The organism is Paraburkholderia sp. RL17-380-BIE-A, from assembly GCF_046028085.1.
Classification (GTDB): domain Bacteria; phylum Pseudomonadota; class Gammaproteobacteria; order Burkholderiales; family Burkholderiaceae; genus Paraburkholderia.
Genome location: NZ_JARESQ010000005.1, coordinates 259,069 through 279,601, shown reverse-complemented (window position 1 = coordinate 279,601; position 20,533 = coordinate 259,069). Strand labels below are relative to the sequence as shown.

Annotated in this window: 20 protein-coding genes; 7 read left to right on the top strand and 13 right to left on the bottom strand. The window is 63.1% G+C overall.

The window, feature by feature from the left end; translation table 11 throughout:
- Positions 1 to 13 precede the first annotated feature (13 nt).
- The 4 genes from P0D68_RS10835 to glpD form a co-directional block, all read right to left on the bottom strand.
- Positions 14 to 700 carry an HAD family hydrolase gene (locus tag P0D68_RS10835; RefSeq protein ID WP_408301256.1) on the bottom strand — a complete coding sequence of 229 codons (687 nt, stop codon included), beginning with the start codon at positions 698 to 700 and terminating at the stop codon, positions 14 to 16.
- 188 nt (positions 701 to 888) lie between these two features.
- Positions 889 to 1,602, bottom strand: a complete 714-nt coding sequence (locus P0D68_RS10830) for an MIP/aquaporin family protein (protein ID WP_408186179.1) — start codon at positions 1,600 to 1,602, stop codon at positions 889 to 891.
- Positions 1,603 to 1,688: 86 nt separating this feature from the next.
- On the bottom strand, positions 1,689 to 3,188 hold the full coding sequence (gene glpK, locus P0D68_RS10825) for a glycerol kinase GlpK (protein WP_091799272.1): 1,500 nt from the start codon (positions 3,186 to 3,188) through the stop codon (positions 1,689 to 1,691).
- Positions 3,189 to 3,362: 174 nt separating this feature from the next.
- Positions 3,363 to 4,892: a glycerol-3-phosphate dehydrogenase gene (glpD, locus tag P0D68_RS10820; protein WP_408301259.1), complete on the bottom strand. Its 1,530-nt coding sequence runs from the start codon at positions 4,890 to 4,892 to the stop codon at positions 3,363 to 3,365.
- 210 nt (positions 4,893 to 5,102) lie between these two features.
- Here glpD and P0D68_RS10815 point away from each other — a divergent pair, with 210 nt between their 5' ends.
- Positions 5,103 to 5,477: a hypothetical protein gene (locus tag P0D68_RS10815; RefSeq protein WP_408186180.1), complete on the top strand. Its 375-nt coding sequence runs from the start codon at positions 5,103 to 5,105 to the stop codon at positions 5,475 to 5,477.
- Positions 5,478 to 5,546: 69 nt separating this feature from the next.
- Here P0D68_RS10815 and P0D68_RS10810 read toward each other — a convergent pair whose 3' ends face one another.
- From P0D68_RS10810 to P0D68_RS10800, 3 genes are all read right to left on the bottom strand, one after another.
- Positions 5,547 to 6,173, bottom strand: coding sequence for a TetR/AcrR family transcriptional regulator (locus P0D68_RS10810; RefSeq protein ID WP_408301261.1), 627 nt, complete (start codon positions 6,171 to 6,173; stop codon positions 5,547 to 5,549).
- A 230-nt stretch (positions 6,174 to 6,403) separates the two neighbouring features.
- Positions 6,404 to 6,601, bottom strand: coding sequence for a hypothetical protein (locus P0D68_RS10805; RefSeq protein ID WP_177205069.1), 198 nt, complete (start codon positions 6,599 to 6,601; stop codon positions 6,404 to 6,406).
- 306 nt (positions 6,602 to 6,907) lie between these two features.
- A complete protein-coding gene (locus P0D68_RS10800; RefSeq protein ID WP_091799287.1) occupies positions 6,908 to 7,687 on the bottom strand; it encodes a DeoR/GlpR family DNA-binding transcription regulator in 780 nt (259 codons plus the stop codon).
- Positions 7,688 to 8,051: 364 nt separating this feature from the next.
- Between P0D68_RS10800 and ggt the strand changes: the two genes are divergently transcribed.
- The 4 genes from ggt (at position 8,052) to P0D68_RS10780 (ending at position 13,088) form a co-directional block, all read left to right on the top strand.
- The gene (gene ggt, locus P0D68_RS10795; RefSeq protein ID WP_408301263.1) at positions 8,052 to 9,689 is read left to right on the top strand and encodes a gamma-glutamyltransferase; all 1,638 of its coding nucleotides are present in this window, start codon (positions 8,052 to 8,054) and stop codon (positions 9,687 to 9,689) included.
- Between the two features lie 207 nt (positions 9,690 to 9,896).
- The gene (locus tag P0D68_RS10790; RefSeq protein WP_408301265.1) at positions 9,897 to 11,261 is read left to right on the top strand and encodes an MFS transporter; all 1,365 of its coding nucleotides are present in this window, start codon (positions 9,897 to 9,899) and stop codon (positions 11,259 to 11,261) included.
- A gap of 348 nt (positions 11,262 to 11,609) precedes the next feature.
- Positions 11,610 to 12,437, top strand: a complete 828-nt coding sequence (locus tag P0D68_RS10785; RefSeq protein WP_091801020.1) for a ferritin-like domain-containing protein — start codon at positions 11,610 to 11,612, stop codon at positions 12,435 to 12,437.
- A gap of 123 nt (positions 12,438 to 12,560) precedes the next feature.
- Entirely contained in the window at positions 12,561 to 13,088 is a 528-nt protein-coding gene (locus P0D68_RS10780; protein WP_408301272.1) for a hypothetical protein, read from the top strand.
- Positions 13,089 to 13,188: 100 nt separating this feature from the next.
- Here the strand turns inward: P0D68_RS10780 and P0D68_RS10775 are convergent, their stop codons facing one another.
- From P0D68_RS10775 to P0D68_RS10760, 4 genes are all read right to left on the bottom strand, one after another.
- Positions 13,189 to 14,754, bottom strand: coding sequence for a DEAD/DEAH box helicase (locus P0D68_RS10775; RefSeq protein WP_408301267.1), 1,566 nt, complete (start codon positions 14,752 to 14,754; stop codon positions 13,189 to 13,191).
- A gap of 215 nt (positions 14,755 to 14,969) precedes the next feature.
- Positions 14,970 to 15,590 carry a PAQR family membrane homeostasis protein TrhA gene (trhA, locus tag P0D68_RS10770; protein ID WP_091799296.1) on the bottom strand — a complete coding sequence of 207 codons (621 nt, stop codon included), beginning with the start codon at positions 15,588 to 15,590 and terminating at the stop codon, positions 14,970 to 14,972.
- A 119-nt stretch (positions 15,591 to 15,709) separates the two neighbouring features.
- Entirely contained in the window at positions 15,710 to 17,008 is a 1,299-nt protein-coding gene (locus tag P0D68_RS10765) for a c-type cytochrome (protein WP_091799299.1), read from the bottom strand.
- Positions 17,009 to 17,029: 21 nt separating this feature from the next.
- Positions 17,030 to 17,761, bottom strand: a complete 732-nt coding sequence (locus P0D68_RS10760) for a c-type cytochrome (protein WP_012434267.1) — start codon at positions 17,759 to 17,761, stop codon at positions 17,030 to 17,032.
- Between the two features lie 368 nt (positions 17,762 to 18,129).
- Here P0D68_RS10760 and copC point away from each other — a divergent pair, with 368 nt between their 5' ends.
- Entirely contained in the window at positions 18,130 to 18,507 is a 378-nt protein-coding gene (gene copC, locus P0D68_RS10755; protein WP_408295921.1) for a copper homeostasis periplasmic binding protein CopC, read from the top strand.
- Positions 18,504 to 19,433 carry a CopD family protein gene (locus P0D68_RS10750; protein WP_408295924.1) on the top strand — a complete coding sequence of 310 codons (930 nt, stop codon included), beginning with the start codon at positions 18,504 to 18,506 and terminating at the stop codon, positions 19,431 to 19,433. Before copC ends, P0D68_RS10750 begins: the two co-directional genes overlap by 4 nt.
- 238 nt (positions 19,434 to 19,671) lie before the next feature.
- Here P0D68_RS10750 and P0D68_RS10745 read toward each other — a convergent pair whose 3' ends face one another.
- Entirely contained in the window at positions 19,672 to 19,845 is a 174-nt protein-coding gene (locus P0D68_RS10745; protein WP_286162025.1) for a YodC family protein, read from the bottom strand.
- A 70-nt stretch (positions 19,846 to 19,915) separates the two neighbouring features.
- Positions 19,916 to 20,218: a hypothetical protein gene (locus P0D68_RS10740; RefSeq protein WP_408295927.1), complete on the bottom strand. Its 303-nt coding sequence runs from the start codon at positions 20,216 to 20,218 to the stop codon at positions 19,916 to 19,918.
- Positions 20,219 to 20,533: the final 315 nt, after the last annotated feature.

The following is a 20,533-nucleotide window of genomic DNA, read 5'->3' as shown; positions in this document are numbered from 1 at the left end:
TGACGCGAACAAACTACGACTGCACGTCGCCGAACTCGCCGCGTACGCCGGCTTCGACCAGCGCGGGCAATTCGTCCATATGCTGCATGATGCGAGTCATACCCATCTTGCGAAGCGCGTCCGCGTAGCCATCGGGAATATGGCTCGCGCCGACGAAGGCGATCGTTTTCATACCCGCCGCACGCGCGGCATTCAGACCCGCCACGCTGTCCTCCACCACCACACAGCGTGACGGCTCCACACCCAGCGTCTGAGCGGCGAACAGATAGACATCGGGATAAGGCTTCGGCCGGGCCACCTGTTCCGCGCTGAAAATACGCTCGCCGAAAATCTGCTGCAAACCCGCGCGCCGTACCGACGCGTTCACGCGCGCCATGCGGCTGTTCGAGACGACGGCGGCCGGCAACGTGACACGTTGCAAGGCATCGCGCACGCCGTTGATCGGGCTGAGCGAGGCTGCAAGCGCAATCTCGACGTTGTGTTCGATGGTGTCGAAAAAATTCGCGGGGAGCGTGATGTCGAACGACTGCTCGATGCCTTCGAGAAAACGCGACGTTTGCTGGCCAAAAGCCGTTTTGACGATGGGTTCGAAATCGAGGCCGGGAAACGTGGCGGTCAGCGTTTCGAACATGACGCGGTCAGCGATGATTTCGCTGTCGACGAGCACGCCGTCGCAGTCGCAAATGAGGTGGTCGATCATGGCTGAAAACGGAAAGCGAAGCGCATGGGCAAGGCAATTGCAAGCTTATGCGCGGAGAGTGAAAGCGTCATGATACGTGCTTTGGCGGCGCCTGCGCGGCGCCGCCGTTCTCCGTCACGGCTTCGGAACGTCCCGGGTGGGCGTTCGAGGCGGCTCGTGCCGCTGCGGTTCTTGACTACGCCGTCAGATCAATGCGCGTGCAGATACAGATACAGGCACGCAGCCGCCGCGCCGCCCAGCAACGGACCGCACACCGGAATCCACGCATAGTGCCAGTCGCTGTCGCGCTTGCCCGGAATCGGCAGCAGCGCATGCATCAGACGCGGCGACAGGTCGCGCGCGGGGCTCATTGCGTAGCCGGTCGGGCCGCCGAGCGAGATGCCGATGCCGAGGACCAGCAGGCCGACCGGCAGCGCGTCGAGCGCGCCGAGGCCGACTTGAGGCGACGCCAGATACAGCACGCCGAGAATCAGCACGAACGTGGCGATCATTTCGGTGAGCAGGTTATGCGGCACGCTGCGAATCGCCGGCGCGGTGCAGAACACGCCGAGCTTCACGTCGGCATCGCCTTCTTTCGCGAAGTGCTGGCGATAGGCGACCCACACGAGCAGCGCGCCGGCCATGCCGCCGAGCATCTGCGCGGCCACATAGCCCGGCACTTTGGCCCACGCGAACTTGCCGGCCAGCGCGAGGCTGACGGTCACGACAGGATTCAGGTGCGCGCCGCTGAACGAAGCAGTGACATAGACGGCGATGAACACGGCCATCGCCCAGCCCATCACGATCACGATCAGGTCCGCGCCTTTGCCTTTGGTTCGCGCGAGCAGCACGTTGGCGACGGCGCCGTCGCCGAGCAACACCACGAGCGCCGTGCCGATGAATTCTGCAATGTAAGGATGCATCGTTGGGTATCCGAAATATAGTTGTCAGGGAAGCCGCTGGATAAGCGGCTTCTTTATGTCGAGAGGCGAGTGTTAGAAAACCCTGCTCAGGGCGTGTCGGCCCATGCCTTCGCGGCGCGGATCGCGCGCTTCCAGCCGTCGAGGCATTCCTTCACGTCGGCATGCGGCAGCGCGGGGGTGAAGCGGCGGTCGAGCTTCCATTGGCTTTGCAGTTCGTCGACATCCTTCCAGTAGCCGACCGCGAGACCGGCCAGATAAGCCGCGCCCAACGCGGTCGTTTCCGACACCTTGGGGCGCACGGCGTCGACGCCGAGAATGTCCGCCTGGAATTGCATCAGCAGATTGTTCGCGCAGGCGCCGCCGTCTACTCGCAATTCGCCGATGCGAATGCCGGAGTCGGCTTCCATCGCCTTCAACACGTCGAGCGATTGATAGGCGATCGAGTCGAGCGCGGCGCGTGCGATATGCGCCGACGACGTGCCGCGCGTCACGCCGAACAGCGTGCCGCGAGCGCGTGCGTTCCAGTGCGGCGCGCCGAGACCGGCGAAGGCGGGCACCAGATACACGCCGTCGCAATGCGGCACGCTGCGCGCCAGCGTTTCGATTTCAGCGGCGTTCTTGATGATGCCAAGGCCATCGCGCAGCCATTGCACCACGGCGCCGCCAATGAAGATGCTGCCTTCCAGCGCGTAATTGATCTGATCGCCGATCTGCCAGGCGATCGTGGTGACGAGATTGTTCTTCGATTCGATCGGCTTGTCGCCGGTATTCATCACGAGGAAGCAGCCGGTGCCGTAGGTGTTCTTCACCATGCCCGACTCGGTGCACATCTGGCCGAAGAGGGCAGCGTGCTGGTCGCCGGCGATGCCCGCGAGCGGAATCTTGGAAGCGAACACGGTGGTCTTGGTCGGCCCATACACTTCCGACGAAGCCCGCACTTCCGGCAGCATGCTGCGCGGAATGTCGAGCGCTTCGAGCAGCTCGTCGTCCCATTTCAGCGAGTGGATGTTGAACAGCATGGTGCGCGACGCGTTGGTGACGTCGGTGACGTGCAGGCCGCCCTTGGTGAAATTCCACACGAGCCAGCTATCGACGGTGCCGAACGCAAGGCGACCCTGTTTGGCTTTTTCGCGCGCGCCTTCTACGTTGTCGAGAATCCAGCGGATCTTGGTCGCCGAGAAATACGAATCGATCGGCAAGCCGGTTTTCGCGCGGACTTTTTCTTCGAGACCCTGCTCCTTCAACTGGTCGCAGAAGTCGGCAGTGCGGCGATCCTGCCAAACGATCGCGTTATAGATCGGATGGCCGGTTTCGCGATCCCACACGATCGTGGTCTCGCGCTGATTGGTGATGCCGATCGCGGCGATCGAGGTGCCGTTCATGCCGGCGCGCGTCACGGCTTCAGCGGCGACGCCCGCCTGAGTCGACCAGATTTCCTGCGGATCGTGCTCGACCCAGCCCGGACGCGGGTAGATTTGCTGGAATTCCTTTTGAGCGGTCGACACGATATTGCCGAGCCGGTCGAACAGCATCGCGCGCGAGCTGGTGGTGCCTTGGTCAAGCGCGAGGATGTACTGATCCTGCATTGTCTCTTCTCCATGCGTTTTATGAATCGCCGGACGGGTAGCCGGCGACGGGAACGGCTTGTTGTTTTAAGCGGGCTGCAACACGTGTGACGATGCGGCCCAGCCTGGTCCAGCCGAGAGGTGAAGCGATCCGGTTCCTTCAGATGCAGCGGTGCGCTGCGTAGCGATATCTGACTATGCGCTCTGTCGCGCGGATTCGCGGGCGAACCACGTATCGATATCGCGTGTGATCGAATCGAGCGTGCCCGGTTCGACATGCAAGCCGAGTTTCGAACGGCGCCAGAGCACGTCCTGCGCGCTGCGCGCCCATTCGGTGTCGCGCAGATAAGTCAGTTCCGCTTCGTACAGGCCGGGCGCGAAAGCGCGGCCGAGATCGGCCACAGAGCGCGCGTTGCCGATGACATGCTTGGCACGTGTGCCGTAGGCGCGGGCAAGGCGGTGCGCCAGATCGGCCGGCAGCCACGCATGCTGCTGCTTGAATTCGCTGAGAAAGCGCTCGAAGTTGGCGTTCGGCATATCGCCGCCGGGCAACGGCGCACCGGCCGTCCATGACGACGCGCCGTTTTGCAGCGCTTGCGCGAGTTTGTCGACGGCTTCTTCCGCCAGTTTGCGGAAGGTCGTGATCTTGCCGCCGAACACCGACAGCAACGGCGCTTCACCGGCAGGCGCGTCGAGTTCGAGCGAGTAGTCGCGCGTGACCGCCGACGGGTTGTCCGCGCCTTCCTCCTCGAGCAGCGGACGCACGCCTGAATAGGTCCAGCGCACGTCGGCGGGCGAGATCTTCTGCTTGAAATAGCGGTTGATCGAGTCGCACAGGTACTGCGTTTCTTCCGCGTTGATCGTTACTTTCGACGGGTCGTCGCGATACTCGAGATCCGTCGTGCCGATCAGCGTGTAATCGTGTTCGTAGGGAATCGCGAAGATGATGCGCTTGTCCGGATTCTGGAAGATATACGCGTGATCGTGCTCGAACAGCCGCCGCGTGACGATGTGACTGCCTTTCACGAGCCGCACGCTGTGCGACGCCGCGCGGCCGAGCGCGCCTTGCAGCAGTTCGCCGACCCACGGACCCGCGGCGTTCGCAATCGATGCGGCGCGCACGTCCAGAATCGTGCCGTCGTCGCGCTTGAGCTGGGCGCGCCATTCGCCGCCGGCGCGCACGGCGCTCAGCAGTTTCGTGCGCGTGAGGATTTTCGCGCCGCGCTCTTTGGCGTCCAGTGCGTTCAATACGACCAGACGCGCGTCGTTGACCCAGCCGTCCGAGTACACAAAGCCGCGCTTGATCGAATCGACCAGCGGCACGCCCGCCGGATGGTTGCGCATCACAATGCCGCGCGAACCCGGCAGCAGTTCGCGTTTGGCGAGATGGTCGTACAGGAAAAGACCGGCGCGGATCAGCCAGGCCGGGCGCAGATCGGGCATGTGCGGCATCACGAAGCGCAGCGGCCACATGATGTGCGGCGCGGCGCGCAGCAGCGTTTCACGCTCCTGCAGGGCTTTGCGCACCAGCCCGAACTCGCGGTATTCCAGATAGCGCAGGCCGCCGTGAATCAGCTTGGTACTGGCCGACGAGGTGTGCGCCGCCAGGTCGTCCTGTTCGCACAGCAGCACCGACAGGCCGCGGCCCGCCGCATCGCGAGCGATGCCGGCGCCGTTGATCCCACCGCCCACGACGAGCAAATCGTATCTTGAGCCTTGCGTCACCTGCTGTGTCCCCTGCGCTGTGTATCTGAGATATGAAAAGCCGTTTGGAAAATCTATCGAATCGATAGTGTTCGTTTTCGAACTTTAATGAACATATTCGAAAAAGTAAAGTTCGGATCGTTTGGCTGACCCTCAAACCGGTGTGCGGGTAGTGGCGCAACGCGCGGCCACGGACGATACTCTCGGCAGCAGCCATTTCGAGGTGAATTCATGCGTGGACTTTTGATGATCGGCGCCGCAGCGCTTCTCGCGGGATGCGTCAGCTCGCCGAGCCTGACGGGAACAATGGGCGCACCGTCGTTCGTGTCGTTGCAACAGATGTGCAGTGCCCAGACGGTCGACTACGGCAACGACGCGCAAGGCGTCTACGCGGCCGTGTTCGATGCCTATGTGGCGAACCGGCATGGCAAGTTGTCGAAGGACGATTTCTGCGCGTTCCAGACGTCGATTGCGCAGCGTTACACGAGCCAGGGCACGAGCGCTGATCCGCAAGTACGCAATCAGTGGGTGACGTTCTTCATCGACCAGCGGGCCCGCGCGTTGAGCTGGCGCGCGGCCGTCGATCCGACTTTGCGCAACGGCTGAGATTCAAGCGGGGGCTGTGTTCCACAACGTTTGCTGCCGGCGGCTGAACGGATGCAAGTGTGGTTTGCGCTAGCCGCGCTGCGGCTGCGCGCCGCGCCATAACATGCGGCGAATCTGGGCGAATACGGCTTCGCGCGTTGGCGTATCGTGGACGGCCGGTTGCTGCGCCTGAGGCAGCGGCAACTGATTGGCTAGCGTCAGCATGGTGAAGCCATGCAGACTCGCCCAGTATGCGTAGCCGATCAACTGGGGATCGCCTTCCAGAATGCCCGCGGCCACGAGCCGCTCGAAGTGTGCGCCGAGCATGCGCCACGCGCGCTGCGAGGCGGCGGCGAGTTCCGGGTAGACGCTGTCCCGTTGAGTCAAATCGAACATTAAACGGTAGGCATGCGGTTCGTCGAGTGCGAAAGCGACGTAGGCTTCGCTCACCAAAGAATGATCCGTTTCCGGGGCGGCTTTGGCTGCCGCTTCGAGGCGCGTTGCGAAGCGATTGAAGGCGGCCGCGCGGACCATCGCGAGAATCTCGTCCTTGTCGCGGAAGTAGCGATAGGGCGTCATGGCGCTGCACCCCAACTCCTTGGCCAGTTCGCGCATCGTCACGCCCTCCGCGCCGCGCGTGGCGAACGCGTTCTCGGCCACGCGCCGCATGGCCTCGCGAAATTGCTGGATGTCGTCGGGGGAAAGCGTTTTGGGCATGCGCGAAGGCGGGAAGTCCGTCGCGTCAATTTACTGCGTAAATGAGTTGCGCACAATAAAGCAGACGCGGGACGGCGTCCTGCTTTTCACACGAATGGTATTCGGGCGAGATCTCACCGCACCGCACCGCATGCACGCGCCGCTTGCCCGCGTCACCGCGCCGGACATCGACTGACAGTCCGGCGGTGAGACGCGGTAAAACCCGTTAAATCGCGGTAAGACCCGGAAAACTAGGAAAGTCGCTTGATGGCCCGCAATGCGCTATCGCCCGTTTCAGTCACGCGCCATTGTTCGTTGCCCGACGCGAGCCGTTCGAGTTGCACGAGCTGGCGTTCCAGCAGTGCGTCGAGTTCTTCTCGCTCCATGTCGACTTGATTGGGAGCGTCCTTGACGAGCAACAACGTGGCGAATTCATGCGGACTCAGCATCGTTCTCTCCATGTCAAGCAAACGCGGACGGCCTTGCCGGCGACTGGCTCAAACCAGTGAAGTCCGCAAAGAATCAGGCGGGAGGTACGGCTAACACGACAGTTTCACGCAACCGGCGCTACGCGGAACGCGCAATGCACGCCGGGGAACTGGAGTGTAGTCAATCGCACGTTAAACACCAAATCGGCCCCAGTAAATTTTCCCTTTGACAATTGGGCGTGTCAGCGGCGGTTGGGAGTCGCAGCCAGATTCTTGATTTCACTCGAAGTTTCCCGTGCGCTGCAACATGGCGGAGAACGCCTGGAATTATTCGGCGACATACACCTGGCAGTTGGCGGCGGTGAGCGTCTCGGTCATCTCCGCAGGCGGCGCCATGTCCGTGAACAACGCGTCGATCTGATCGAGATGGCCTTGACGGACCAGCGCGGGCCGGCCGAATTTCGAGTTGTCGGCGGCGAGGAAAACGGTGCGCGCATGCTGGATGATCGCCTCGGCCACGCGCACTTCGCGCGTATCGAAATCGCGCAGCGTACCGTCGGGTTCGATGCTCGAGGTGCCGATGATCGCGAAGTCCACCTTGAACTGCCGGATGAAATCGATCGCCAGTTCGCCGACGATTCCTTTGTCCCACGGCCGCACGATGCCGCCCGTCACCAGCACCTCGCAATCCGGATAGCCGCTCATCATGCTGGCGACGTTCAGGTTGTTGGTGATCACGCGCAGGCCGCGGTGGCGGTTGAGCGCGCGCGCCACTTCTTCGGTGGTGGTGCCGAGGTTGATGAAGAGCGACGCCTGGTCGGGAATGTGAGTGGCCACTAGCGCCGCGATGCGCCGCTTCTCTTCATGGAACATGCGCTGACGCGCGGTGTAGGAGACGTTCTCGGAACTGGTGGGCAGGCTGGCGCCGCCGTGATAGCGGCGCAGCAGGTTCATGTCGGCGAGCCAGTTGACGTCGCGGCGGATCGTCTGCGGCGTCACGTCGAAGTGGGCTGCGAGGTCGTCCACGGTCACGAAGCCGTCGCGTTGCACCCACTCCAGCAGTTCCTGTTGCCGGGCGTTGAGAGTCAGGCGGGGGTCTCGGGTCATGTGTCTCGGTTCGTGGGATTTTTGTCTGCGTGACCCGCTGCCGGCGCGTCAGGCTTGGCCAGTAAGCGGGTAATGCGTGAACGGGGCGTGAACGGGGTGAGCGTATTGTAAGACCATCGCGCGCCTTGTCTGCCAACTCGTGCGACATGCATAAGACGTGAGACGACGGTGCGGCGGCCGGCGAGACGCATTCAGGTTGTTTACGCATTTATTCAGTTCATAAATGAATTTGTTTTTTGGGTCGGATCACGATGCAATCCCGGGTTCTTCGTTTGATTCGTGCTTCGCCGGCGTTTTCCTGATTCGCCCGTTTCCGATGGTTCCGCGTTCCGCAAGCCGGGCCGCGCTTTCAAGAGTGTTCGACATGACTGGCTTCAACTGGCAAAACCCTTATCCGACGCCGCGCCTCCCCGTATTCGCGCGCAACATCGTTTCGACTTCGCATCCGCTCGCGGCGCAAGCCGGGCTGCGCATGCTTTGGAAGGGCGGCAATGCCGTCGATGCGGCCATTGCGGCAGCGGCCGCCATCACGGTGGTCGAACCGGTATCGTGCGGTTTGGGCGGCGACGCCTTCGCGCTGGTGTGGGACGGCAAGAAGCTGCATGGCCTGAACGCGTCAGGCGTGTCGCCGGCGGCATGGAACGTCGATTATTTCAAGCGCAAGTACGGCGAGGAAAACGGTCTCGCGAAGCAGCCCACGCGTGGCTGGGACGCGGTGACGGTGCCTGGCGTGATCGCCGGCTGGGAAGCGCTGCATCAGAAATTCGGCACGCTGCCGTTCGCCGACCTGATGGAGCCGGCCATCGAGATCGCCGAGCGCGGTCATGCGGTGGCAAGCATCGTCGCCTATAAATGGGCGGCGGCCGTGCCGGAACTGAAGGACCTGCCGGGCTTCGCGCAAACCTTCATGCCGCGCGGCCGCGCGCCTGAAGTGAGTGAGCTGGTACGCTTTCCCGGCCACGCAAAGACGCTGCGCAAGCTGGCCGAGCAAGGCCCGCGCGCGTACTACGAGGGCGAGATCGCCGAGCAGATCGCCGCGTTTGCGCGCGAAGGCGGCGGCGCGCTGACCACCGACGATCTGCGCAACTACAAAGCGGATTGGGTCGAGCCGATCGGCAAGGACTATCGCGGTTACACGGTGCACGAGATTCCGCCGAACGGGCAGGGCATTGCGGCGCTGATCGCGCTGGGCATCCTCGAAAAATTCGATGTGAAGGAACTGGCGGTCGACAACGTCGAGTCGCAGCACTTGCAGATCGAAGCGATGAAGCTCGCATTCGCCGATGTCTATCGCTACGTGGCCGATCCGCGTTCAATGGAAGTCACGCCCGAGCAGATGCTTGATGACGCGTACCTGACCTCGCGCGCCAAGCTGATCGATCACAAGCGCGCCACGCAGTTCGACTTTGGCATGCCGAAGGCCGGCGGCACGATCTACATGTCGGTGGCGGACGAGCGCGGCATGATGGTCAGCTTCATCCAGTCGAACTACATGGGCTTCGGCTCGGGCATCGTGGTGCCGGACAGCGGCATCGCCATGCAGAACCGCGGTTGCGGTTTTTCCATGGACCTAAAGTCGCCGAACGTGGTGGAAGGCGGCAAGCGTCCGTTCCATACGATCATTCCGTCGTTCCTCACGCAGCAGGTGAACGGCCAGCAGGAAGCGGTGATGAGCTTCGGCGTGATGGGCGGCGACATGCAGCCGCAAGGTCATCTGCAATCCGTCGTGCGGATGCTCGACTACGGTCAGCAGCCGCAGGCCGCGTGCGACGCGCCGCGCTGGAAGGTCAATCGCGACTTCACGATCGACATCGAGTCGACGCTCGATCCGAAGACCGCCGAGGCCTTGCAGAAGCGCGGCCACGTCATCAAATCGGTGGACGATCCGTACATGGACTTCGGCTCCGGCCAGTACATCTGGAAGCTCGATCGCAACGATCCGGAGCGCGGCTATGTGGCGGCGAGCGACAGCCGCCGTGACGGGCTGGCCGCCGGGTTCTGAAAGCATCCACGCGCGCGGCGGCCGCCCATCGAGTCGGCCGCTTCGCTACGCGCGCAGCCACGCACGCGCGGCATCGTGCACGGAGTCGGCGGCGCGCGTGATCGACTGCCATTTCACGGCATCGCAACAATCAGAATTGCCGGACACCAACGGCGCTTCCGGCACACCCGGCATCGGGCATCAGACCTCAGACAGGCAGGAGACTTCATGCAGACCCCCGCGTCGCCCACGGCGACAACTTCCGCTCATTCTCCATCGGCACCGCTTTCCAAAGCGATGGTGCGGCGGATCGTGTTTTCGTCGTCGATCGGCAATGCACTCGAGTGGTTCGACTTTCTGGTCTACGGCTACTTCGCGACCATCATCGCCAAACAGTTTTTCCCGATGCAGGACGAGTGGCTCTCCACGCTGCTCGCCATCGCCACCTTCGGCATCTCGTTCCTCATGCGGCCACTGGGCGCGGTGGTGCTGGGCATCTACGGCGACCGCAAGGGACGCAAGGCCGCGCTGACGCTCGCCATCGCGCTGATGATGGTCGGCACCTTCACGATGGCCGTGATGCCGCCGTACGCGTCGATCGGCATTGCGGCGCCGATCCTGATTCTGCTCGCGCGGCTCGTGCAAGGCTTCGCGGTGGGCGGCGAGTTCGGCAGTGCGACGGCCTTCATGGTCGAACATAGCGCGTCGCGCCGCGGCTATTACGCCAGCTGGCAGTTCGCGAGCCAGGGGCTCGCCGCGATCACCGCGGCCGCGTTCGGCTCGCTGCTGACCGCGTGGCTGCCGCCCGAGCAACTGAATAACTGGGGCTGGCGCATTCCGTTCGTGTTCGGGTTGCTGGTCGGCCCGGTGGGCTATTACATCCGTTCGCACCTCGACGAGACGCCCGAGTTCCTGGCGCTGCGCGCCGCGCGTGAGGCGAGCGGCACTCGCGCGGCGGCGAGCGAAGAGAAGGACGCGTCGTTCGCCAGCCAGTGGGTCAACCTGCTGCTTGCCGTTGGCATCGTCGCGCAATCCACGGTGGGCGTGTACGTGCTCCAACTCTATATGCCGATGTATGCCGTCAAGCAATTGCATATGCCGGCGGCGGCATCGTTCGGCGTGGTGGTGCTCAATGGCGGCCTGCAGTTTCTGCTTTCGCCGGTGATGGGTGCGTTGTCCGATCGCATTGGCCGGATTCGCATCATGCTAACCACGTCGATCCTGATGGGGGCGCTGATCTATCAGATGTTCGCGCTGTTGCAGACTCATCCGACCATCGGCTGGCTGCTGCTGTTGCAGGGCACGGCGGGCATTTTCAAGGCCGCCTATTCCGGGCCGATGCCCGCCCTGATGTCCGAGATCTTTCCAACGCAGGTGCGCTCGACCGGTCTTTCAATCGCTTACAGCATCGGCGTGACGATCTTCGGCGGCTTCGCACCGACGATCGTCGAAACGTTCATTCACCTGACCGGCGACAAACTCGCGCCCAGCTACTACGTGCTGATTGCCGCGGTGCTGTCGGGTCTCTCGCTTATCGTCGTGGCCTGGCGCGTGCGCCGCGTCCGTGCGCCGCAAGGTGTTCAGCCTGCCTGAGCGGCCAGGGCCGGTTGCTTCGAATCGGCACATCGCCCGGTCCTGCCAGTCCTCATCGACGATGATCGTCGCAGACTTGAGCCAGCTCTTCGAGCTGGCTTTTTTTCTGCCTCGCGCGCCGCGCTTTTATCCGACCGAATGTTTTGACTACCCGAAAATTGGAACTGCCGCGTCTCGGCATGGTCTGTGCTGGGTTATCTGCAGAGTTGCGAAACACCGGCTAAGATGCAAGATACAAGGGGTTAACTCTAATCAAGGCGCTGTATCTGACACGGCGGACCGCTCGGGCGAGAGCGGGCTGTTTCGAGCATGCTCCACGAGTCGATACAGTTTTCGGAGCAAGACACGATGCACACAGAGCTGAACCATGTCATGCCTTGGCGGATCGAGGATATCGACCTCACCCGCATTGATCGGCAAAAGGCCGTCGCTAACGAAGATTTGCTGCTGCTGCTGTGCGCGTCTTCGTTTATTGAAAGCGGCTCCGATCTTTACACCAGCAATCTGAGTACGTTCTTTAACGGCGATCCTGAAGTCTCGGCCTGGCTCAACCAGGAGTGGGAGCCGGAAGAGTTGCAGCATGGCCGCGCCCTCAAGACGTATATCGCTTACGTGTGGCCGGAGTTCGACTGGGACACGGCATTTCGCAATTTCATGGAAGAGTACTCGCTGACCTGTTCGGTGGAGGACTTCGAGAAGACCCGCGCGCTGGAGATGGTCGCGCGCTGCGTGGTGGAGACCGGCACGGCTACGCTGTATCGCGCGATCGGCGAGTGCTCGGACGAGCCGGTGCTCAAGCAGATCACCGACAACATCCGCACCGACGAAGTCCGTCACTACAAGCACTTTTTCAAGTACTTCAAGAAGTACAACAGGATCGAAGGCAACGGCCGTCTCGCAGTGCTGGGCGCGCTGATGCGCCGCGTAATGGAGATCAAGAACGAAGACTCGGAGATCGCCTTGCGGCATGTCTTTGCGGTGCGTTATCCGGAACGCGTGCACGACTCGGCCTATAACCGCGAACGCGCGGCGCGTATCAATGCGCTGGTGCGGCGTAACCTGTCGGCGGATATGTGCGTGAAGATGCTGCTCAAGCCGCTCGATCTGCCGGCGAGGATTCAGCCGGGCGTGCATTACCCACTCGCCAAGATCACGCAGCACGTATTTTTCCGCTGATCGCGCGGATCGGCCTGCCGTCCGCCTGCGTCGATGCCTCGCTTTGAAAATGGCCCGCTTGTGCGGGCCATTCGTTTTTCAAGGCATGATGCGTGATTGGCCACTTCCAACCGGATCGACATGATGAGCGATTCCCCCGCTTTCGAACGCCCGCTTGAGCACAACGTGTTCGATGAATGGCCCGACGCCGTGCGCGCGTTGTTCGACGGTTCGTCGCTTGCGAGTAAGACGGGTTTTACCGCGTCGCTGCTGAGCGTCGATACGAATGGCCATGTGCGCACGTCGCTGCTTGGCGTCGGCGAGTTGTATGCGCCTGATTCGCGCACGCTATGCATCGCGTTGTGGCCGCAAGCGAGGGCGACGCGTGCCATTACGCAAAGCGGCCGGGCGGCACTTACCTTTGTTTGCGAAAGAGCGTTTTATCAGGTGCAACTGCTGATGACGCCGCTAGCGAGTGTTGCCGGCGATGCCAGTGGGCTCGTCTATCTGCACGGTTCGATTGACACGGCTGAGGCGCAAAGCGTTCGTTATGCGCGCCTGACTAGCGGCATTACGTTCGCCCTGGAAGGGGAGGGAAAGGCGGTGCTCGACCGATGGGAGCGGCAGATCGAACACCTGAAGCAAGCTGCGGCTGCTGCTGCTGGCCGTTAGTCGTTGTTTGCGAGAAGGCGGCGGCCGATGTGGCCGCCGCTTGGAGGCTTGGCGCAGGGGCTTGGCGCAGAGGCTCAACGCAAAACCTCAACGCAAAACCTCAACGCCCGCGCTGGCCGCTGCGCGTGGGTTGGCCACCGCGCTGCGCGTCGTTGCGCGGCTTCGCGCCACCCAGCAACGCACCCGGATTGCCGCCTTGCGGCTTCGCGCCCTGCGGCTTACGCGGCGCATGCTGCGCGGCGCTGCCTTCATGCGCGACGGCACGGGGCCGATCGTCGTGACGCTGACCGTCACGACGTGCCTGGCCGCCGTTGCCGGTCGGCTTCGCACCCTGCGGCTTCGGTTGCTGCTGACCGTTCGCCGGGCGTTGACCCGAGCGTTGTGCCGGTTTCGCAGAACCGCCGCCATCGCGCCGTGCGTCGTCGCGCTTCGGTGTGCCTTGACCCTGGCGCGGCGAACGACCGCCACCGCCGCCACCACCACCCTGGCCGCGGCGCAGGATCGGCTCCGGCTTCGCGGTCGGGTCCGGCTCGAAGCCGGCGATCACTTCCTGCGGCACCGGACGCTTGATCAGCTTCTCGATGTCCTTCAGCAATTGCAGTTCGTCGACGCACACCAGCGATACCGCTTCGCCCGTCGCGCCTGCGCGGCCCGTACGGCCGATGCGGTGCACGTAGTCTTCCGGTACATTCGGTAGATCGTAGTTGACCACGTGCGGCAATTGATCGATATCGATACCACGCGCGGCGATGTCGGTCGCCACCAGCACCTGCAGCGTACCGTCCTTGAACTCGGCGAGCGCGCGGGTACGGGCCGACTGGCTCTTGTTGCCGTGAATCGCCAGCGAGTTGATGCCGTCCTTCGTCAACTGTTCAGCAAGGCGGTTGGCGCCGTGCTTGGTGCGCGTGAACACCAGCACCTGGAACCAGTTGTGCTGTTTGATCAGATGCGTGAGCAGTTCGCGCTTCTTGTCGCGATCCACCGGGTGAATCTTCTGCGCGACCGTTTCCGCCGTCGTATTGCGGCGCGCGACTTCGATCAACGCCGGCGAGTCGAGCAGATTGTCAGCGAGCGTCTTGATCTCGTCGGAGAAGGTGGCCGAGAACAGCAGGTTCTGACGCTTCGGCGGCAGCTTGGCGAGCACGCGCTTGATGTCATGGATGAAGCCCATATCGAGCATGCGGTCGGCTTCGTCGAGCACGAGAATCTCGAGATGCGACAGGTCGATGGTCTTCTGCTGCATGTGGTCGAGCAAACGGCCCGGCGTCGCGACGACGATGTCCACGCCGCTCCTCAACGCGCCGATCTGCGGATTGATGCCAACGCCGCCGAACATCACGGTCGACTTCAGCTTCAGATACTTGCCGTAGGCGCGCACGCTTTCTTCGACCTGTGCGGCCAGCTCACGCGTGGGCGTGAGTATTAGCGCGCGCACCGCGCGCTTGCCCGAGCCGGTCGCAACGGCGGGCATGGAGTTCAGACGCTGCAGAATAGGCAACGTGAAGCCGGCGGTCTTGCCGGTGCCGGTTTGCGCGCCGGCCAGCAGGTCGCCGCCATTGAGCACGGCGGGAATCGCTTGCGTCTGGATCGGAGTCGGCGTGGTGTAGCCAAGTTCGTGGACAGCGCGGACCAACGGTTCGGACAAGCCGAGAGAATCAAAAGACATAAAAGCTCTTTGCAATGCAGTTTCGCGAACGGCACACATGGGCCCAGGCAGGCATCAACGCGGCATGAACACACCCACATGGTATGTTCGAGGCCCGAAGCCCAGTTCCCGGTCGCAGAGAAATCGGCGGCACGCGGGAAGCGCGTGCCGAATGCTTCAACGCGCTATGCAGACACGTTGACTGGCCTTAAGTTGCATTTCGCCGCCGTGGGATGTCACGCGACGTAGCGCGCAACACTGACGAATTGACACAGACTGCCCGCCAGTACGAACAGGTGCCAGATACCATGTCCGTGCCGGATGCGCTCGTCGTTGATGAAGAAGTAGATGCCGGCGCTGTAGATGATCCCGCCGGCCACGAGCCAGGCGGTACCCGCTGCCGGTAAGGCATGCACCAGCGGGCGGACGGCAACGAGCGCGAGCCATCCCATCAACACATACAGCACCATCGAAACGCTGCGGGTGCGTCGCCCGAGCGTCAGTTCCTGCACGATGCCAAGGGCGGCAAGCCCCCAGCTTACGCCGAATAGCGACCAGCCCCACGGTCCGCGCAATGTGACTAGCGTGAACGGAGTGTAACTGCCGGCGATCAGCAGGTAGATCGCCGAATGGTCGCACTTCTGAAGCACCGCTTTCACGCGCGGACTGCGCACGCTGTGATAAAGCGTGGAGATAGCATACAGCACGAACAGCATCGCGCCGTAGACGCTGAAGCTGACCACCTTGTATGCGTCGCCGTCGAGTGCGCCCATCGTGACGAGCGTTGCAAGACCCGCCACCGACAGCACGGCGCCGACGAGGTGGGTAATGCTGTTGAAACGCTCACCGACATGCACGACTCTTTCCTCCTGCGCGGTTCATAAGGACCAGAACGTCCACATGATACCGGTCCTGAAAAAACGAAGGGCGCGGCCGCGAATTTCGCTGGCCGCGCCCCGGGTGCGACGAACGCTGCTTAGTCGAGCGGCGCCGAGCGCAGATCGGACACTTGCTGCGGCGACACGGCCGTACCGTGGTTGCCCCACGACATACGGATGTACGTCACAACGGCTGCCACTTCCTGATTCGACAACGCTTGCGCGAACGGCGGCATGCCGTACGGATGCGGGTTGGCGTCCGTGCTCGGCGGGTAACCGCCGTTCAGCACCATGCGGATCGGGTTGACCGCCGAAGGCATCTGGATCGACTGGTTGTTCGCGAGCGGCGGGAAGGCCGGCGGCATGCCGAGGCCATTTTCCGCGTGGCACTTCGCGCAGTTGTCAGCGTAGATCTTCTGGCCTTGCTTCAACAGTTCACCGCCGAACTTCTCGGACGTTTCGAGCTGCAGCGGTTCCGGTGCTTCGCTCTTTTGCGGAATCGTCTTCAGGTACGTGGCCATCGCGTTGATGTCCTCGTCCGACATGTACTGCAGGCTGTTGTGAACCACTTCAGCCATCGGGCCGAACACCGCACCGCGGTTCGACACGCCGGTCTTCAGCAGATCGGCGATGTCTTTGGTTTCCCAGTCACCGAGGCCGGCTTCCTTGTTCGACGTGAGCGACGGCGCATACCAGTTCTGCAGCGGGATCAGGCCGCCGGCAAATGCCGCCGAATTGACCGGGCCGCCCATGGCGTTGATCGACGTATGGCACATGCCGCAATGGCCGAGGCCTTCGATCAGGTACGCGCCACGGTTCCATTCGACCGACTTGGTCGGATCCGGCTTGTACTCGCCTTCACGGAAGAACAGCGTACGCCAGCCGATCAGCATGTTGCGCTGGTTGAACGGGAATTTCAGTTCGTGAGGACGGCTCGCCACGTTGACCGGCGTGACCGAACGCAGGTACGCGTAGATCGCGTCCGAGTCGGCGCGCGTGACCTTCGTGTAGCTCGTGAACGGGAAGCCCGGATACAGCAGGCTGCCGTCTTTCGAACGGCCGGTGTGCATGGCGCGGTAGAAGTCGTCCTGCGTCCACTTGCCGATACCGTACTGGTCGTCAGGCGTGATGTTCGGCGTGAACATCGTGCCGAACGGCGTAGCCATGGGCAGGCCGCCGGCGAATTGCTTGCCGCCGCGCACCGTGTGGCAGGCGATACAGTCGCCGGCGCGGGCGAGGTACTCGCCCTTCTTGATCAGCGCGGCCTGGTCGGCGGGCGTTGCCGCCATGGCCGTGCCGTTATGCAGGTTGTCGCCGCCCGACCACAGGACGGGAACGAGTGCGGCAGCCGCAACGACGACGACTGCCGAGAGGGCGAACAAAGACTTGCGTTTCATTTGAGTGTCTCTCCCGGTGCCTTATTGCGGTTCGCTGCCGCAGGCAAGCGGAGTCTTCATCGAGCGGGCCGGAGCCGGCACGGGGTTTTGTGGAGCCTGTTGCGTGGAAAGCCATGCGGCAACGGCGTTCACGTCTTCGTCAGTCAGGCGCGTGGCGATGGTGTGCATGCAATCAGGCGCAATGGCGTGACGCGAGCCCGAGCGCCATGCGCCCAGCTGCGCGCTGATGTAGTCGGAGTGCAGGCCAACCAGACCCGGAATAGCGGGTTGCATACCGGTCAACGTCTTGCCGTGGCAGGCCGCGCAAGCCGGAATCTGCTTCGAGGCGTCGCCGTTCAGCACGATCTGCTGGCCGCGCGCGAGCGTGCTCGACGACACCGTCGGCTTGGCCGGCGGCGGATACGGCGGACGCTGCTGCGAGAAGTACGTGGCGATCTGATGAAGGTAGTCGTCCGAGAGATACGTGACGAGGTAGTTCATGGGCGGGTACTTGCGGCGCCCTTCGCGGAAGTTCTGCAACTGGTTGTACAGATAGTCGGCCGGCTTGCCCGCGAGGCGTGGGAAGTAGTCGTTGTCGGTACCTTGGCCGTGAGTGCCGTGGCAGGCCGTGCAGCCTTGCACGCGCGCTTCCATCGTGTCGGGGGCCTTCGGTTGAGTCTGCGCTTTCGCAGCGCTATAGACACCCGCGGAGCCGATCAGCAGAAGGGCGAGCAGCGGGCGGAAAATGCGTCTTGAAGACACGCGTAACTCCATCAAAATCGGGGACCTGACCGAACTTCGAGCGGCTCGGTGTGAAGGGCAGCCGGCGCTGCGGCGACGCAGCATTCTATCATCGAAGGGTGATGGTGACTATTTGAGACATTAGAGAAGGTTCCGGCTGTCACCACCATGCGACAGTTTGACGCGCAGGGCTGCTTCAGACTACCTGTCGATCATCTCAATTTTGCCTGAGCAATCAAAGGCACAAGCGGCTAACGCGGGCGATCTATCAACAAAGCAGGTTGAACCGACGCCCGCGCGAACTATCGAAGCGTACACTTCCGGGCGCGCCGGCCCTATCCGGCCTGGATGCGCCCGGGTTGACGCCCACCGTTCTCCTGATGATCCGCTATCGGCCATACATGAAGCTACTCCATTTTTCCCGTCCGGCGCTACGAGCGTCGATGCTTGGCGTCGCCGCGCTGGTTGCGACGTCCACCGCGTTCGCCCATGCGCACCTGGCATCGAGCGTACCGGCGGCAAACGCCGAAGTCGTCGCGCCCACCGAAGTGACGATCCGTTTTACCGAGCCGCTCGAGCCGGCTTTCAGCAAGATCTCCCTTGCCGACGCGAGCGGTAACACGGCCGCGCAGGTTTCGTCGCAAGTCGACGGGAGCGACGCCAAGGTCATGCGTCTGCCGCTGCCGCAGTTGAGCGCCGGCCGCTATGCGGTGCATTGGACGGCGGTAGCGACAGACGGCCACCGTACCCAAGGCAACTTTACGTTCATCGTCAAATGAGCATCGACGCACTCTGGATCGGGCAGGTCGCCATGGCCGCGCTCATGAACGTTGCGTTCGCGTTTGCCGTCGGTTCGGCGCTGCTCGGCGCGTGGCTCGCGAAGGACGCCCAGCAGAAGGTCTCGCCCGCGCGCCTCGCATGGTTGCGCGCGCAACGCTCGATGCTGACCGCCACGGTCGTGCTGGTGCTTGCGGATCTCGGCTGGCTCCTGTATCAGGCGGCATCGATGAGCGGCGTCGGCTTGCCGGCCGCGCTCGGCGTGGTGCCGACCGTGCTCATGCAAACCCACGTCGGCTATGGCTGGAGCCTTGCGTTTGCCGGCGCGCTGGTGCTGCTCGGCACGGCCATGACCAGTCATACCGGCATGCTGCGCAACGCGCTGCTGTGGCTGGCCGTGATCGCGGTGGCCGCGGGCAAGGCGTCGCTCGGGCATGCGGCCGATGCCGGGCCGGCCTCGGCCGCTGTCGCCATGCAAACGCTGCACGTGCTCGTCACCACCGTGTGGGGCGGGCTGGCCATGGCGGCGGGGCTCGCGGTTCTGCCGGCGCTCGGCACCTCGACCGCGCGCGGCATGTTGATCCGCACGGCGACGCAGGTGTCGAATGTATCGGTGGTGGCGGTCGCGCTGGTGCTGCTCTCCGGCATCTTCAACGCGGTGCGCGGTTCGGGCGGCTCGTTCGAGGCGATCGAACTCAGCACGTGGGGTCATGTGCTGATGCTCAAGCTCGCGCTTATCGCGCTCGCGCTGGTGCTCGGCGGACTCAACCGCTTTTCGGCGCTGCCGCGTCTGCGCCGGACGGCCTCGACAATGGACGCCCATACCTTCGTCAACGTCCTGTATCTGGAAGCGTTGGCAATGATCGGCGCGTTCGTCGCGGCGGCCGCGTTGTCGCATAGCGTGCCGGCGTTTGCCGCGCTCGGTTGACCCCTCGGCGGGATGAGCTGCAAGACGAGTCGTAAAAGAGCCGCATAACGGGTCGCAAAACCGGCCGCAAAACGAGCGACGCGGCTGCCGCCATCTGAGCGCCGTGCGTGTCCGCGGTGACTCAAGTCTGCGACGGCCCGCAGGCGCCCTGAACGTCAAGAAAAGCGCCGCACGTTAAAACGCGTGCGGCGCAATACACACGGTCGCCCGGCGGTGGCCGGCAATCCGCTACTGCTCTTCAGGCGGCAAGCGCGTGGCTCGCCCGTTCCAGGGTCTCCTCCGGAAACATCTCCTGCTGCAAGTCGCCAGCCGCGTTGAACCACTGGCAGATCAGCCAGTTGCCCGACGCGAACAGTACGGGCCCGCTCCAGGTCACGGTCATCGGACGGCCGCCCGATTTGAGCTTCAGCACGTCGCCCGCTCGATATGCGGGTCTCGCCCGCCTCCTGAGCCGCTTGGCCAGCCGCATGATCAGCCTCCGATTATTCGAGGCCGAGCCGATGTCCGAGGATCGGCGCGCAAAAGAGTGCGATGGCACAGCCCGCGGCTTTGCCTTCGAGTTCGGCTCCCGCGGCGCGCATACCGTATGTATGCGTCATGAGATCGAATAGTTGCGGCAGACAGTAGACGACCGCGGCGCCGATAAAGCATTTCTCGACGACCGAGATGCGCCAGCCGCGTTCGTATGCCAGCGCCGCGCCGATGATGCGCAGCACGCCGAACATCACCAGCGCGCCGACGGCGGCCTGTTCGCGCAGCAGATAGTCCGGAAGGAATTCGCCCATGATGTACCCCGATGCATTTGTCGTTTGAATGCATTTGAGCAAGGAGTGGGCCATGCGTATGTCCGATGCCGAACAGATCGCGTGAAAGCCTTTCTGGATAAGGCTTTGCGAGGATGGTGGCAGGGTGGGAAAGGGCCGCAAAACGCCTGTTTCAGTCCGTTCGGTCCGGGATGTTACGTTACTGCGACGCTGTGCGCGTCACGTCGACGTAACGCGTCAACCGTGCCTCATGGAGGCGCGAAGGTCGGAACGCAAAGACGAAAGCACAAAGGCCTGAGCGCGAATACCAAAGCGCGTCCGCGCAAATCAAAAACG

Bases quoted from the DNA above. Each gene is read 5' to 3' on its own strand.
- P0D68_RS10835 (WP_408301256.1), bottom strand. From the start codon at position 700: ATGATCGACCACCTCATTTGCGACTGCGACGGCGTGCTCGTCGACAGC.
- P0D68_RS10830 (WP_408186179.1), bottom strand. From the start codon at position 1,602: ATGCATCCTTACATTGCAGAATTCATCGGCACGGCGCTCGTGGTGTTG.
- glpK (WP_091799272.1), bottom strand. From the start codon at position 3,188: ATGCAGGATCAGTACATCCTCGCGCTTGACCAAGGCACCACCAGCTCG.
- P0D68_RS10815 (WP_408186180.1), top strand. From the start codon at position 5,103: ATGCGTGGACTTTTGATGATCGGCGCCGCAGCGCTTCTCGCGGGATGC.
- P0D68_RS10810 (WP_408301261.1), bottom strand. From the start codon at position 6,173: ATGCCCAAAACGCTTTCCCCCGACGACATCCAGCAATTTCGCGAGGCC.
- P0D68_RS10805 (WP_177205069.1), bottom strand. From the start codon at position 6,601: ATGCTGAGTCCGCATGAATTCGCCACGTTGTTGCTCGTCAAGGACGCT.
- P0D68_RS10800 (WP_091799287.1), bottom strand. From the start codon at position 7,687: ATGACCCGAGACCCCCGCCTGACTCTCAACGCCCGGCAACAGGAACTG.
- ggt (WP_408301263.1), top strand. From the start codon at position 8,052: ATGACTGGCTTCAACTGGCAAAACCCTTATCCGACGCCGCGCCTCCCC.
- P0D68_RS10790 (WP_408301265.1), top strand. From the start codon at position 9,897: ATGCAGACCCCCGCGTCGCCCACGGCGACAACTTCCGCTCATTCTCCA.
- P0D68_RS10785 (WP_091801020.1), top strand. From the start codon at position 11,610: ATGCACACAGAGCTGAACCATGTCATGCCTTGGCGGATCGAGGATATC.
- P0D68_RS10780 (WP_408301272.1), top strand. From the start codon at position 12,561: ATGAGCGATTCCCCCGCTTTCGAACGCCCGCTTGAGCACAACGTGTTC.
- P0D68_RS10775 (WP_408301267.1), bottom strand. From the start codon at position 14,754: ATGTCTTTTGATTCTCTCGGCTTGTCCGAACCGTTGGTCCGCGCTGTC.
- P0D68_RS10765 (WP_091799299.1), bottom strand. From the start codon at position 17,008: ATGAAACGCAAGTCTTTGTTCGCCCTCTCGGCAGTCGTCGTCGTTGCG.
- P0D68_RS10760 (WP_012434267.1), bottom strand. From the start codon at position 17,761: ATGGAGTTACGCGTGTCTTCAAGACGCATTTTCCGCCCGCTGCTCGCC.
- copC (WP_408295921.1), top strand. From the start codon at position 18,130: ATGAAGCTACTCCATTTTTCCCGTCCGGCGCTACGAGCGTCGATGCTT.
- P0D68_RS10750 (WP_408295924.1), top strand. From the start codon at position 18,504: ATGAGCATCGACGCACTCTGGATCGGGCAGGTCGCCATGGCCGCGCTC.
- P0D68_RS10740 (WP_408295927.1), bottom strand. From the start codon at position 20,218: ATGGGCGAATTCCTTCCGGACTATCTGCTGCGCGAACAGGCCGCCGTC.